This is a genomic window from Shewanella sp. SM20, from assembly GCF_025654545.1.
GTDB classification, from domain to species: domain Bacteria; phylum Pseudomonadota; class Gammaproteobacteria; order Enterobacterales; family Shewanellaceae; genus Shewanella; species Shewanella oncorhynchi.
The window spans coordinates 1-13,790 of sequence record NZ_JAKKRK010000014.1; the positions used below are offsets into that span (position 1 = coordinate 1).

General features: G+C 45.8%; 12 protein-coding genes. 6 read left to right on the forward strand and 6 right to left on the reverse strand.

Going from position 1 to position 13,790, the window contains the following annotated elements:
- From L5M18_RS07780 to L5M18_RS07790, 3 genes are all read right to left on the reverse strand, one after another.
- The coding region (locus L5M18_RS07780; RefSeq protein ID WP_263195311.1) for a transposase at nt 1–170 on the reverse strand (170 nt) is incomplete at its 3' end.
- A gap of 1,847 nt (nt 171–2,017) precedes the next feature.
- The gene (locus L5M18_RS07785; RefSeq protein WP_263165811.1) at nt 2,018–2,404 is read right to left on the reverse strand and encodes a DUF3301 domain-containing protein; all 387 of its coding nucleotides are present in this window, start codon (nt 2,402–2,404) and stop codon (nt 2,018–2,020) included.
- Nucleotides 2,401–3,414: a DUF3549 family protein gene (locus tag L5M18_RS07790; RefSeq protein ID WP_263196462.1), complete on the reverse strand. Its 1,014-nt coding sequence runs from the start codon at nt 3,412–3,414 to the stop codon at nt 2,401–2,403. Before L5M18_RS07790 ends, L5M18_RS07785 begins: the two co-directional genes overlap by 4 nt.
- Before the next feature lie 163 nt (nt 3,415–3,577).
- On the opposite strand from L5M18_RS07790, the gene L5M18_RS07795 reads away from it, so the two are divergent.
- On the forward strand, nt 3,578–3,898 hold the full coding sequence (locus L5M18_RS07795) for a YqcC family protein (RefSeq protein ID WP_198572040.1): 321 nt from the start codon (nt 3,578–3,580) through the stop codon (nt 3,896–3,898).
- A complete protein-coding gene (gene truC, locus L5M18_RS07800) occupies nt 3,885–4,730 on the forward strand; it encodes a tRNA pseudouridine(65) synthase TruC (protein ID WP_263196464.1) in 846 nt (281 codons plus the stop codon). The genes L5M18_RS07795 and truC overlap by 14 nt, the downstream gene beginning before the upstream one ends.
- Nucleotides 4,731–4,851: 121 nt before the next feature.
- Here truC and L5M18_RS07805 read toward each other — a convergent pair whose 3' ends face one another.
- On the reverse strand, nt 4,852–5,046 hold the full coding sequence (locus L5M18_RS07805) for a hypothetical protein (RefSeq protein WP_263196466.1): 195 nt from the start codon (nt 5,044–5,046) through the stop codon (nt 4,852–4,854).
- Between the two features lie 121 nt (nt 5,047–5,167).
- Between L5M18_RS07805 and L5M18_RS07810 the strand changes: the two genes are divergently transcribed.
- The 4 genes from L5M18_RS07810 (at nt 5,168) to L5M18_RS07825 (ending at nt 10,201) form a co-directional block, all read left to right on the forward strand.
- Entirely contained in the window at nt 5,168–5,632 is a 465-nt protein-coding gene (locus L5M18_RS07810) for a flavodoxin (protein ID WP_113938961.1), read from the forward strand.
- Complete coding sequence (locus L5M18_RS07815; RefSeq protein WP_263196467.1) at nt 5,584–7,065, forward strand: PTS transporter subunit EIIC; 1,482 nt, start codon at nt 5,584–5,586, stop codon at nt 7,063–7,065. The genes L5M18_RS07810 and L5M18_RS07815 overlap by 49 nt, the downstream gene beginning before the upstream one ends.
- Nucleotides 7,066–7,230: 165 nt before the next feature.
- The gene (gene purU, locus L5M18_RS07820) at nt 7,231–8,097 is read left to right on the forward strand and encodes a formyltetrahydrofolate deformylase (protein ID WP_113938988.1); all 867 of its coding nucleotides are present in this window, start codon (nt 7,231–7,233) and stop codon (nt 8,095–8,097) included.
- Nucleotides 8,098–8,269: 172 nt separating this feature from the next.
- Nucleotides 8,270–10,201: an HD domain-containing phosphohydrolase gene (locus L5M18_RS07825; protein ID WP_198573605.1), complete on the forward strand. Its 1,932-nt coding sequence runs from the start codon at nt 8,270–8,272 to the stop codon at nt 10,199–10,201.
- 134 nt (nt 10,202–10,335) lie between these two features.
- On the opposite strand, the gene dapD is transcribed toward L5M18_RS07825, so the two are convergent.
- Together dapD and glnD are read right to left on the reverse strand one after the other, a co-directional pair.
- A complete protein-coding gene (gene dapD, locus L5M18_RS07830; protein ID WP_263196469.1) occupies nt 10,336–11,160 on the reverse strand; it encodes a 2,3,4,5-tetrahydropyridine-2,6-dicarboxylate N-succinyltransferase in 825 nt (274 codons plus the stop codon).
- 21 nt (nt 11,161–11,181) lie between these two features.
- A complete protein-coding gene (glnD, locus tag L5M18_RS07835) occupies nt 11,182–13,767 on the reverse strand; it encodes a bifunctional uridylyltransferase/uridylyl-removing protein GlnD (protein ID WP_263196470.1) in 2,586 nt (861 codons plus the stop codon).
- Between the last annotated feature and the right edge of the window lie 23 nt (nt 13,768–13,790).

Consider the following 13,790-nt stretch of genomic DNA (forward strand, 5'->3'; position numbering starts at 1 on the left):
AATGTTTTACCTGGCACAGGGCGACCCTCTTTTTTGGCTTTATCTCGCCAATGATACAGGGTTTGGTAGGAGATCCCCTCACTGCGAGCCACTTCCGTGACCGTCATATTGTGGGGAGGTAATAATTTCTTTAAGACAGCGTCTTTACGTTCAGGTGAATATCGTTCCATTGAGCTCTCATTGACCGCCCCCTTTATTTAATTATTGGATGATTTTAAGGGGTGACAACAATCCTGACACAGGGGGCCCGTGTGAGAGATCGCTTACAAACGTTGTAGGACATAATGTTTTCTTTTTGATTGTTTTTTGTCCTACAATATTTAATTTTAAATAGAATCATTGGTTTGTATTTATTTTTCTTTGGTTGGTCCGTAATTAATTTTGTAGTCCGTTCTTTGAGCCGAACAAAAACGTTAGGGTTAACGTAGAATTCACTCATGGCCAAAGCAAATGGATAGCAAGGAAAGCGAAACAGGCCAAAGGGACGCAAGAAGCAACGAATTAAGATTTCAAGGTTGAAATCGCTGACGGTAGGAAAACTGTCATTCGCCTCGGATAGGCTAAGGAAAAGCAGGATTGCTTTTCAAGGATGATTAGGGACAGTGATTTGTATCGTCAGGATGATGAATTTCAGGAAGAATACAGGACACGCTTAAGGATTAAGCATGAACTCGAAACAGGATGTGTCGAGATAAGGATAAAGTATAAGGGTGAACAGCTTGTACTAATCTATGGAAAATAAATTTTGCAGGATGCAATAGGAATACGTCATAGGAAATGACAGGCTCTGTAGAAAGGATTTACAGGTCAAGGGACTGAGTGTTATCTCACGTAAGTTTGATACACAGGGACAAAAAGGGATTACAGGGACGATGCAGGACGCAAGCAGACGCATGGATGGTGCAGGGAGCACAAATCGAGCAGGACGGCTTACAAAGGATAAATGGGGCGCACTTTAGTTGCGCCCTTTTCTTTGGTTCATTTTCAGCATTAATCTGGCTTTGCCAAGCTATAACGCTATTCACATAGACTTTATCTTAACGCTGCTTAAAGACTTCTCACCGTAAAGCATGTTCACCAGTCCTACTTCTCTTATTGCCCAATGATTTACTCTCTGTGTTGACTGTGTTGACTGTGTTGACTGTGTTGACTGTGTTGACTGTGTTGACTGTGTTGACTGTGTTCTGGTCATGCGCCGAATGCTTGTCGAATTTTGAGCGATAGCGGTTTATGCATAAGTCCTTCAGGGGAGAACATCTAGCGCTTTGCTTACTTTTGATTCGAATTGCCATCCTCCGTGTAAGAGATCTCTCACAAGTATGTAAGTAATTTGTAAGTCAAAAGGGTGGTTACGTCTTGTGGCTGGTTATTGTTTTTACTTATATCAGTAAGTTAGTCTATTTTTTGTCAGTTTAACTCACCATCTTCGTTAACATTTTAAATAATCCACAATGAGTACTTTCGTTGGTTGGCGTAGAATTCATCTTGTAGAAGGAATTGCGGGCAACAGGATGTTGGCGATCAGGATGATCGAACAGTGACTAAGGAATGTGGCTTAAGGAATGATAGGGATATAGGCCTTTCAGGATGAAAGAGAGCCAATACCAAGGAAGGGAGTCTATCAAGGATTGATAGACTCATTGCATAGGATGGCAATGGCACAGGGAGTGCAATTGAATGGATGCAATACCTGTTTCATGGATGATGATGGAACCGCTCAGGAAAGAGCAAGCTTGGGACTGGATGACCAAGAGATAGGGAAGTACATGAGTACAAGGACCTCAAGGATTGAGCAGGGATGAAGCAGGACGCAGATTGACGCATGGATGGTGCAGGGAGCACAAAAATAGCGGGATAGCTTAACAGAGAATAGGAGGGCGTGGCTTTAGGGCCGCGCCCTTTCTTTTTTAACTTTTACAGTGATCTATTTTTTAGCCGTATTTACGATAAAAAAGAATGATGTCTTGCTCTCTATGTTGGCTCACATTTTATTTGAGCCAACATTGTCGATAAAAGCTTAATGGCATTTGCCTGAGTTACAACCACTTTGCGTACCACAACCGCCAAATTTCCCCTGCGCTGTCGGCGCCTCTTGCCATTCGGGCTCAGGGAAAATAGGCCATTCAATCTTTTGAATTTTCTTGCCTTGCATCCAAATATGGCCACGGTATTGGTTAATGCCGTCGGTGCTGAATTCAAATAAATATTTCGCCTTCCAGCAGATCCCCGTCGTGCCGCCAATGCTAGGGCGGGCAGTTTCCATGGCAATGGCTAACAGTTGAACTTTTTGTCGCCAACATTCTTTTTCGGCAAAAATACGGCTCAACTCTGCCATTTGGCGTAGTTGCCAAAAGAATGCGGCAATCACGACGAGGCCAATAATTAACAGTAAATCTGACATCATTTGCTAGCTGCCTTAAACAAACCACCTATGGCTTGTGATAGTTGAACACTTCGATTGGGATTTCTTAATTCGCCTAGTAGTTGATTGCGCAAACTAGGAATAGCCACAATATCAGCAAAGACCTGATTAAAAAAGGCTTGGGGCTGCAGTGCCAGAGCTTCTAAGTAAAGACTGCGACTTGAATCTTGTTTTAATACCGACCAGTTACGTCCGGCAATGCTGATGAGGGCATTGGTATCTAAAGAGGATTGGCCGTGTAGATGCGCAAACGCTTTTTGGCTGTGTTTAGCGCTAGAAGCCAAAGCCCGTAGGAAATAGGCTTGGTGTTCTGGGGTTGCATCTTGAAGTTTCGCGAGAATCTTATCGGCGAGTGTGTCGCTAATCAGCAAGTGTTCAAGGCATTGGCATAGGGCGATTTGCACTTCGATGGCGGCTGTATCAAAACTCAATACCAAGTGCTGCTCATGATCAAATTCTTTTGTGCGTACACACACATCGGCTATTCCTTGCATTCCAATATGTTGCCATTGTGATGGGGCAATTTGGCCTGACAGATATTGCACGGCAAACTCGTATTGTGATGAAGCGCGCTGGCCAAGTTGTTTACGAACGAGTGCGTTAAATACGGCCAGTTTTTCCTGGCTTGGCTTGAAATTAAACGGATTATTCGCGAGTCGTTCTTGCTGCTCATCACTGAGTGGCTGAGTGGGATCTTGCCCTAATGCCGCTAATATCATTTCGATAAATTGTGAGCGCGGTGCAGGCGACAGTAATCCTTGCTCATCTAACGCCAGTTTTAGAAACCAAATAAAGTGTTGTTGGCTCGCATCCCAAAAGACAATAGCAAATTGTGCATGCCCTTGAATGGGATAAGGATAAGGGGCTGACAGAGATTCGATTTGGTGAAATGCGAGCATATCAATATGTTGCACCCTACGGCCAAGATCATACACTTGGAACTGGGTTTTGGCTGTGGTTAAAAACTGGCTTAAAGTTGTAATTTCAGTCATTTGGCTGCCATATCAATCAAAGAGGCTCAATAAATTGGCGCCATTATAGGGGGAAGTGCGTCTGGATGGTATGATTGCGGCACTTTAATCGACCTATTCGGCCAGTGAATTGTGGGGAGTTCTTGAATCACAAAGGGCTAATATGAGAATGGATCTGAAAGCTATGTTATACAGTCAAACCCAAGCTAAATTGGCTCAGATTACCCACGCGCTGCAAGCGGCCGAGTTGTGGTCTGAGCAAGCACCTTCTGCCGCTGCAATGGCAAGCACAGCACCTTTTGCCTGTGATCTTATGCCCCTTGAGCAGTGGCTGCAGTTTATTTTGCTGCCTAGAATGCAGACTTTAATCGAAACGAGGGCGCCATTGCCGACGCAAATTGCGATCGCCCCTATGGCTGAACATGTTTGGCTGGATATGCCCCCGCGCCAAACTTTAATTAGCCTATTGAATGAATTGGATATGTTGTTAAATGAATCAAGATGATATCTGGCTTGAAACGCCTGAAAATGCAGTGAATGTATCCCAAGAGGATGATTCAGAAGAGCAGGCGCCTGAGATTGAAATTCTTTATGAAGATGAGCATTTAGTGGCAATTCATAAACCCGCAGGCTTATTGGTCCACCGCAGTTATTTAGCGCGTCGGGAGCGATTTTTTGCCATGCAGCTGACCCGTGACTTAGTGGGCTGTCATGTGTTTCCTGTACATCGTCTCGACAGGCCGACATCCGGCGTGCTCTTGTTTGCCAAGAGTAGTGAAGTGGCCAATGCTCTGTGTGAGCAATTTGCTTCCCATACGATTGAAAAACAATATTTGGCTTTAGTGCGCGGTAATATGCATGAGAGCGGTATTTTAGATTATGCGCTTAAGGTTGAGTTGGATGAATTAGGCGATAAGAATGCCGATCCCAATAAAGCAGCGCAGGAGGCTGTGACGGCGTATGAGCCACTACTCAATACTGAAATCCCGTATCAGTCAGGCCGATATCCCACTAGCCGGTTCGCACTGGTACGCTTGAGTCCTAAAACGGGGCGTAAGCATCAGCTTAGAAGGCATATGGCACATTTACGTCACCCCATCGTCGGTGATACCACCCATGGCGACGGTAAGCAAAATGCATTTTTTCGTGAGCATTTCAGTATTAATCGCCTGTGGCTTATCGCAAAAAAACTCACCTTTACACATCCAATAACTCAAACTCGGCTCAGCATAGAAACCGAGCTCGAGTCCGAGTGGGAAACCGTGTTTGCCGAGCTAGGTTGGGACGAGGCGACCTTGAGTCAGCAAGCTGAGTTATTCATCGTCCAAGAGGCGTGAACAGCAAGCGGCCAATGCTTGATATGGTGATATCAACTTAGCCGCGTGAATAAAATTAAGTGCATTCACTTTGCTTTGTTATTGAAACTAAAGTCATCGAATTTAAAACGAGGTTGATTGCTTAATCGAGGAGTTGTGGCGTTTGTGCTGTTTGCGGCCGCAGCTCTTGCATCATAACGGCTAAGGTTGAGAATCCAGACGTGAGTGCAAGTGGCGATATGAGATTTTGCTGGGCGGAGTGGAAGTAGTTTTTACGCCGAATATGGGCTGTTTTGTGGTGCTGCTTGAGGTGTTTTTGGCGGGTGGACTGTCGCATTAGATATTTTCTCACGCTCAATGGCTTGATTTATAAAAAATTTGCGCCTTAGCTTGCTCATACGCTGAACAATAAAGTAAGGTCAGCCTAATAAGGTTTGCAACGCGATGTGGAGTGTATCATGAAAAAGGTGAATCTGGTGTTTGGCACTGTATATGGTAGTGCACAATTTGCCGCTGAAACCCTAGAGAAAGAAATGCAAGTTTTAGGTTATGATGTCACATTGTGGCAACCTAATGAGGTAGCAAGCTTTATTCCTCCTCAGGATGAATTGTTAGTGGTGGTGACTTCGACGACCGGGCAAGGGGATTTACCCGATGATATTCAGTCTTGGTACCATAATCTTAAACATTTAGCACCCTACTTACCTGAGCTTAGATACAGTGTGATAGCTCTAGGTGATTCAAGTTATGAGACTTTCTGCGGTGCAGGTAAGTCTGTAGATGCACTCTTGAGTGAACTTGGCGCTAAGCCGCTGGTGGAATTACTCGAAATTGATGCCTGTGAAACCATGGAACCTGAGGTTGAAGCGATAAAATGGCTAGAACGCTGGAATCAAGTCGTCAAAACCGAGCTCGTCGCTTAGGTAGTTTCGTCAATCTACAGTGGTTTAAATTTGCCCAGCGCTTAAGCCAAGCGCTGCTTATTCCTATTGCCATTTTACCCGCCGCTGGGGTTATGCTCGGCTTAACCGTTAGTCCGATTCCTTTTATGCCCGAAGAGCTGACAGTGCTGATGCTGGCGGTAGGCAAACTCATTTTCGCCATTATGCCGATGTTATTTGCCGTGGCTGTCGCTATTGGTTTTTGTCGCGATCAAGGCATTGCCGCCTTTTCGGCGGTGTTTGGTTATGGGGTGATGACAGCGACGTTAGCCGCACTGGCCGATTTGTATCGACTTCCAACCCAACATTTATTAGGAATGGATACCTTAGATACTGGAATTGCAGGTGGCATGATGCTCGGTGGTATTACTTGCCTCGCAGTCCGTTGGAGTCAATATATTCGCTTGCCTGCGATTTTCTCTTTCTTCGAGGGACGTCGCAGTGCATCTTTACTTATTATTCCCCTAGCGATGAGCCTAGGTTATGTACTCGCCCATGTGTGGCCACCCTTAGCTTTATTGATTGAGCTCGTATCCGACTGGGCGGTTTATCAAAAACCCGCCATCGCCTTTGGCGTTTATGGCGCATTAGAGCGGTTACTTATTCCCCTTGGCTTACATCATATTTGGAATGCGCCTTTTTACTTAGAGGTGGGCCAATATCAGTTATTGGGGCATGAAGTCGTTCGTGGTGAGGTGGCGCGCTATTTAGCGGGCGATCCGCAGGCAGGAAACCTTGCCGGTGGTTATCTGATTAAAATGTGGGGATTACCGGCGGCTGCACTGGCAATGTGGCGCTGCGCAGATCCCTCAGAGCGGAATCGCGTGGCGGGTATTATGCTCTCGGCGGGGGCGGCAAGTTGGTTAACTGGGGTGACTGAACCTATCGAATTTGCTTTTATGTTTGTGGCGCCGATTCTATTTATTATTCACGCCTTACTCACTGGGCTCGCTTATTTTGTCTGTATTATGCTGGATATTCACCACAGCATAGTATTCTCCCAAGGGCTGGTGGACTTTACGCTGCTATTTCCATTGTCCCGTAATGCCAGCTGGTTTATTTTCCTTGGGCCTTTAACCGCCATAATATATTACCTGTTGTTTAGGCTGAGTATTTTAGCCTTTAATTTGAAAACTCCCGGTAGGCTTGAGCATAACGACAGCAAAGGACCCAAAGAAAGTTTACGGGCGATTATTGCGGCGCTCGGCGGGCGTGAAAATATCGTTGAACTTAATGCTTGTTTGACACGGTTACGCTTGAGCGTACACAAGCCTGAGTTAGTCAATAAGGTGCGTTTGAGTCAGTTGGGTGCTAAGGGCGTGATCGTTATGGGCAAAGGTGTGCAGGTGGTTTACGGCACTAAGGCCGAAACTTTGCGTAAAGTATTGCAGCGTTACTTAGATACTCGCCGCTAGGATTGTGTTTTTACAAAATTAACTGCTTAATTTTTACATTTTATTGATTCAAGCCTCTGAAATATCATTTTTATTTTCGCATTATAGGGTTTTCATACTGTTCAGCATGATTTGCTATGGCAAACTCGATGTAGGGACAATATAGGAGAGCCAACTTTGCAACAAATGACTGAAACTCGCGGTAATACTTCGCCATCCATAGAGCGTAAAATCTTACTGACGGATTGCGCTGATGCCCAAGGCCTCATCGCTAAAATCACCAGTGTTTGTTTTACTCATAAACTGAATATCATCAAAAACAGTGAGTTTGTGGATAATGCCCAAGGGCGTTTCTTTATGCGAACTGAGTTAGAGGGCATTTTTAACAGCGAACAGTTATTGCAGGATCTGCGTGACGTACTGCCTACGCAAAATCATATGACGTTAGTTAGCGCAGGTAAAAAACGTATTGTGGTGTTAGTCACAAAGGAAGCGCACTGTTTAGGCGATTTGTTAATGAAAGCCTATTACGGTGGTTTAAGTGTCGAGATTGCCGCTGTGGTGGGTAACCATGATGCACTACGTGAATTGGCAGAGAAGTTTAACATCCCCTTTCATCTGGTGAGCCACGAAGGCTTGGACCGAATTCAACACGAGCAAGTACTGTTGGCCGCGGTATCGCAATATGAGCCAGATTATCTGGTGTTGGCTAAGTACATGCGGGTGCTAACTCCAGATTTTGTGGCGCAATATCCTAATCGCATCATCAACATTCACCATTCTTTTTTACCTGCCTTTATCGGCGCAGCACCCTATCGTCAGGCTTGGGAGCGCGGGGTGAAAATTATCGGTGCGACGGCGCATTTTGTGAATAATTGCCTCGATGAAGGGCCGATCATCAAGCAAGACGTGATTCCCGTCGACCACAGTTATAGCGCCTTAGAAATGGCACGTGCTGGGCGCGATGTTGAAAAGAGTGTATTGAGTAAAGCGCTGCAATTAGTGCTCAACGAACAAGTGGTCGTGTACGGCAATAAAACGATCGTTTTCTAAGATGTAGGTGAGTCGTGGCAATTGCATGACATTCAGCGGCGTTTATTTTAACCCGCGTCTGTCATGAAATCAGCTATCATTATGTTTATTGGAGATTTTATAGTGCTCACATTGGGGTGAACATAGCGGTATAGTGTATTGCCCATGCTCGAATTACAGGTCGGAGTGCTGGATGTCAACTCGTCAAAGCCTTATCGTTGGAATGAAAGACTTGCCCGATAGTTTGAATTTATCTTGGGCACAGCTAGATGAGCAGTTTTGTGTGCTACGGATGAGCCAAGCCTTTTACTGCCGTTGTAAACGCTCTGCGGCGCAAATCATTAATCAACCCATTAGCCAATTGTTTAGTGCTTTTAATGCTGAACTATGCGCCGATATTGTGAGGCGACGCGGCCAAGAAATCGGTTTTCAATTACAAGATCATCGCGGCATACGTGTGCATCTCGCGCTGCATTCTTTGCCTGAAATGGGATGGTATTTGATTCTATCCGACATCAATTTTGAAGATCCGCAGATGAAGGAGTTGCACTCGGATTATCGTCGAGCGATTCAAGCCAGCGATGCTTGGCTGCAACACATTGAAGATGTGATTAAATCCTCCCAAGAAGAAGTATTTAAAGTCGCAGTTTCTAAGGCGATGTCACTCACTGGCAGTCGATATGGCTTTATTCTGTTGCATAACGAAAAGTTAAAAACACTCACACTCGCCGCGCGTTCTGAGTATCCCCACGCAGAGGCTAATCAAGCCGATTTTGTTGAAGATAATACCCAAGTGTCAGAACTTGAAAGCCGCGTATGGCTCGAATGTGTGCGAGATTATAAGCCGATCATCCAAAATCAAACCGACTCCCAAAGGCGCTTAGGGGATTTGCCCTTAGATAAACTGCTACTTGGAGGGCGTTACTTGGCGGTGCCGATTTTATTTCGCAGTCGCTTAGTGGGCATGCTGTGCGTGGTCGACCGTAACGAGCCTTATAGTCGTAATGATGCGAGATCATTACTGACTTTTGCCAGCATTTTATGGCACAGCATTGAACTACCACGCACATTGCGCGCGGTATCCCGCCAGTCCAAAATCATTAAAGCGCAAAAAGAGCAATTATCTCAATCGTTAACACAGCTTATTAGTGCTATTTCTGAGGCATTAGAACTGAAAGATGCCTATACCGCAGGGCATCAAAAGTCGGTGGCGCAATTAAGTTATTTGATTGGTGAGAAATTAGGTTTAGACCCGCTGCGTTTAGAAGGGCTGAAGATTGGTGCCTTAGTCCATGATATCGGCAAGTTAGCGATTCCATCGCAGATCTTGACAAAACCGTCAAAACTTTCAAAAGAAGAATACGCATTAATTCAGACTCACCCATTACATGGTGCTGAAATTATTGAGGATGTGGAGTTTCCTTGGCCCATTAAAGAGATGATTTTACAGCATCATGAGCGGCTCGATGGCTCAGGTTATCCCGCGGGCTTAAAGGATAAGGCGATTTTATATGAGGCGAAAATTATTGCTGTCGCCGATGTTGCCGATTCGATATTGTCCCACAGGCCTTATCGCCCATCGTTAGGGCTGGAGAAAATGACTGAAGTGCTGCGTGCGGGTAAAGGGACACTTTTTGACCCTGAGATAGTCGAAACTTGTTTAGCGATTTTGATTAATCGAGAGTTGAGTATTAGCGATCATATCGGTGCTGCGCCGCTTGAACCTTTAGTCACTATTTCACTCGACCATGAGTTAGTTGATATTAAGCGTTTACTTACGACTGCCCATGCTAAGGTGGCCGTGGTATTGGATGAGCAACATAAGATACTAGGGGTGATCACGAGTCGCTTACTGGAACATTGGTTTAGCCCATTACTTGGCACTGCGGCTGAGCGTGAACTGGATAGGGCATCTTTACATAAAAAAGCCCATCAGATCATGGAGCATTCAGTGCCTATTATCAGTGAGGTGGCCACATCGGAAGATGCATTACTGCAGTTGAATTTACTAGACTCAGAATATCTTGTGGTGGTGAACAAAGCGCAGCAGCCATTGGGGATTATCGGCTGGCGGGCTATTGCCATGACGAGAAATGCATTCCGTGAAGTAGAGCGTTTGATTTAAGTGTCTTATTAAACACTTTATTTTTAAGCCTGATAATAACAGCGCAACCGTAGGCTAAATTTTACCGACAATAAAAAAGATGCCCTTAGGCATCTTTTTATGGAACTCATGTTATCGAACAAATGCTGTGACTGTTAATCAACAATACGCAGTAATTCGTTGATACCCACTTTACTACGGGTTTTTGCATCGACTTTCTTAACGATAATAGCGGCATAGAGGCTGTACTTGCCACAGGCTGATGGTAAGTTGCCAGAAACAACCACAGAGCCTGCTGGTACACGACCGTAATGCACTTCGCCGGTTTCGCGATCATAAATTCGAGTACTTTGGCCGATATACACACCCATGGAAATCACTGAGCCTTCTTCAACCACGACGCCTTCAACAATCTCAGAACGTGCACCGATAAAGCAGTTATCTTCGATGATGGTTGGGCCCGCTTGTAATGGCTCAAGTACGCCACCAATACCTACGCCGCCAGATAAATGCACGTTTTTACCGATTTGTGCACATGAGCCAACGGTCGCCCAAGTGTCAACCATAGTGCCTTCATCAACATAGGCGCCTAAGTTCACATAGGATGGCATCAACACGGTATTTTTACCGATAAATGAGCCTTTACGTACTGTCGCCGAAGGCACTACACGAATGGCTTCCGCTTTAAAGCGGGCTTCATCATATTCGGCAAATTTTAACGGCACTTTGTCGAAGTATTTGGTTTCGGCGCCATCGATAACCACGTTATCGAAAATACGGAAGGACAGTAATACCGCCTTTTTCAGCCATTGGTACACATGCCATTGTCCGTCGATTTTCTCGGCGACACGGACTTCACCTTTATCGAGCATATTGATGACATTTTGCACATCGTTGCGCACACTGGCGTCAACTGTGCTTGGTGTGATGTCTGAGCGCGCTTCAAAAGCCGCCTCAATACGTTGGCGTAAAGCCTCCATTTACTTCTCCCACTGGTCTCGTTAATTAACTGATTCGATATTCTTTGCACTCAGGGCACTGATTAAAGCGTCCCTGAGGGTATTCTCTTGGGTTTCGTTAAGTTGCAAGCCGTCATTGGTCTGCAGCATAAAAAAGTCTTCGGCTCGCTCACCAATGGTGGTGATTTTGGCCGCAAGTAATGTTGTGTTGCAACGGTAAAAGATATCCCCGACTTTTGCCAGTAATCCTGGAGAATCTAAGGCGATAAGCTCCATCATACTTGTACCATGACGACTGCTTTCGAGGAAACTCACTTGTGTCGGCACATTAAAAGGTTTCATCTTGCGCGATAGTTTTCTAAAGCGCGGCAGTTTTGGACTGTCGCTCGACAGGGCTTTCTCAAGCGCCTTACGGATACTTTGGATGCGTGAAAGCTGGCTAACGGGCTCACCATCCTGCTCTAAGATCACAAAGGTATCGAGGGCATAATTGTCTTTTGACGTCATGATGTTGGCATCATGGACGTTGATATTTTTATTGTCGAGTACCGCCATCACAGTTGCGAACAATTTAGGTCTGTCTTGGCAATAGACAAATAGCTCAGTACCACCACGGGTGGTGTGTTTGGACACTAAGACTAAAGGCTCATCCTGTTGTTTGTGCTTTAAAATTGCTTCGGCGTGCCACGCGACTTGATTTGGCTGATGGCGTAAAAAGTAATCTGCCTTAAAACGTTGCCACAGGGCATCGAGATCTTTCTCTTTCAGTCCACGGCGCAGCAGCTCTTTTTTCGCCTTAGCTTGGTATTCACGCACTCTGGCACGAATATCGACGGGTTTTTCTTTACCGCGGGCGAGCACCCTTTGGGTCGAAAAGTACAAATCGCGCAGCAGTGAGCCTTTCCAGTTGTTCCAGGTTTTTTCGTTGGTGGCGCAGATATCAGCGACCGTTAAGCAATACAGATAACTTAAATGCACGGCATCGCGGACTTTATTGGCAAAGTCGGCCACCACATCGGGATCGGAAATATCGCGGCGCTGGGCGGTGACAGACATCACCAGATGATTTTCAACCAGCCAAGCGACTAGACGGCCATCGTGATCGTTTAACCCGTGCAGCTTACAGAAGGCGAGGGCATCGCTTGAGCCTAGTTTACTGTGATCGCCACCGCGGCCTTTGGCGATATCGTGGAAGATAGCGCCTAATACCAGTAAACCTTTTTTAGGCAGTTGGTTGATCAGAATCGAGCCTAAGGGAAATTCTTCCTTTTGTTCGGCTTGGGAAAAACGCTCGATATTGAGCAGTAATCTGTGGGTGTGTTCATCGACCGTATAGGCGTGGAACAGGTCGAACTGCATCTGGCCTTCAATATTTCGCCATGCGGGTAAATAGGCCGATAACACGCCGTGTTTATGCATTAAAGACAAAGCAACAATGCCGCGAGGGTGGCGCAGAATTTCCATAAAGGCTTGGCGACAAAGCGGGTTTTCTTGTAAGGCTTGCGGCTGGGCGCGTCTTGCTCGGCGCAGCGAACGCAGCGTTGGTGCGTAAATGCCTTTGATATTGGAGTTTTTAGCGACTAACAAAAACAGCCGGACAATTTCTTCGCCGCTATCGAAAAGATCATCGCTTAGCGCTTCGATAAAAGTGCCGCGGCGCTGGTAGTGTTTATCTATCGATTGAATTTCTAAAGCTTTTGTATGGCCCAATGTTGCCCGTTTAAACAGCTGCAGCAACATTTCGTTTAGCTCCATCACTCGGCGTACCGTGCGATAGTAACGTTTCATCATTTGCTCAACAGCAAGCTGGGTGGCGTCTTCATACCCCATAAGCTCGGCAACTTGGCGTTGTACATCAAAGAGTAAGCGATTTTCATCGCGACCGACCACCATATGCAGAGTAAAGCGTAACTTCCACAAAAAGTGCTGACATTCGAGCAGCTCTTCTAGTTCACCAGGCTCTAAAAAGTCGTATTGGACTAATTCTTCGAGGCGAGCGGCACCAAAGTGACGCATGGCCACCCAAGCAATGGTTTGAATATCCCTAAGACCACCGGGACAACTCTTGATATTGGGTTCTAAATCGAAGGCACTGGCTCTGGCATGGCGGGCATTTTGCTCATCCCGTTTTGCGATAAAAAAATCGCTTGAAGTCCAAAAGTCACTCTGACGAATCGCATCATAAAGTTGATCGAATAAAAACTCGGGCCCTTCGAGCAGTCGTGCCTCTAACAGATTGGTGGCTATGGTGATGTCTTCACGGCCGAGGATAATCGTGTCGTTTAACGTACGGACACTGTGGCCGATTTCCAGATTGGCATCCCACAGAAAGGCAATAAACTGACTGAGTGCCGCTTCGGCGGCGGGTGACAAGATATCATTAAACAGGAACAGCAAGTCGACATCCGAGTGGGGATGCAGCTCCCCACGGCCATAGCCGCCCACGGCAATCAAGGCAATATCATATTCCCTTAGACCGTGCTGTTCCCAAGCTTGCTTGACAAGGGCATCGACAAATTGACAGCGCTGCGTGACGAGCTCTTCAATCGGGGTTTTAGCCTTAAAACTGGCCAAAAGAATCTGATTCTGTTCGATTAATGATTGTTTAGCGAGCAGAGCTATATTCATCGAGTCCCTTGTTTTTATGTTTG

Excerpts from the sequence above, each read along its gene's own strand:
- glnD (WP_263196470.1), bottom strand. The coding sequence starts at position 13,767 with ATGAATATAGCTCTGCTCGCTAAACAATCATTAATCGAACAGAATCAG.
- L5M18_RS07785 (WP_263165811.1), bottom strand. The coding sequence starts at position 2,404 with ATGATGTCAGATTTACTGTTAATTATTGGCCTCGTCGTGATTGCCGCA.
- L5M18_RS07790 (WP_263196462.1), bottom strand. The coding sequence starts at position 3,414 with ATGACTGAAATTACAACTTTAAGCCAGTTTTTAACCACAGCCAAAACC.
- truC (WP_263196464.1), top strand. The coding sequence starts at position 3,885 with ATGAATCAAGATGATATCTGGCTTGAAACGCCTGAAAATGCAGTGAAT.
- dapD (WP_263196469.1), bottom strand. The coding sequence starts at position 11,160 with ATGGAGGCTTTACGCCAACGTATTGAGGCGGCTTTTGAAGCGCGCTCA.
- L5M18_RS07795 (WP_198572040.1), top strand. The coding sequence starts at position 3,578 with ATGTTATACAGTCAAACCCAAGCTAAATTGGCTCAGATTACCCACGCG.
- L5M18_RS07815 (WP_263196467.1), top strand. The coding sequence starts at position 5,584 with ATGGCTAGAACGCTGGAATCAAGTCGTCAAAACCGAGCTCGTCGCTTA.
- purU (WP_113938988.1), top strand. The coding sequence starts at position 7,231 with ATGACTGAAACTCGCGGTAATACTTCGCCATCCATAGAGCGTAAAATC.
- L5M18_RS07810 (WP_113938961.1), top strand. The coding sequence starts at position 5,168 with ATGAAAAAGGTGAATCTGGTGTTTGGCACTGTATATGGTAGTGCACAA.
- L5M18_RS07805 (WP_263196466.1), bottom strand. The coding sequence starts at position 5,046 with ATGCGACAGTCCACCCGCCAAAAACACCTCAAGCAGCACCACAAAACA.
- L5M18_RS07825 (WP_198573605.1), top strand. The coding sequence starts at position 8,270 with ATGTCAACTCGTCAAAGCCTTATCGTTGGAATGAAAGACTTGCCCGAT.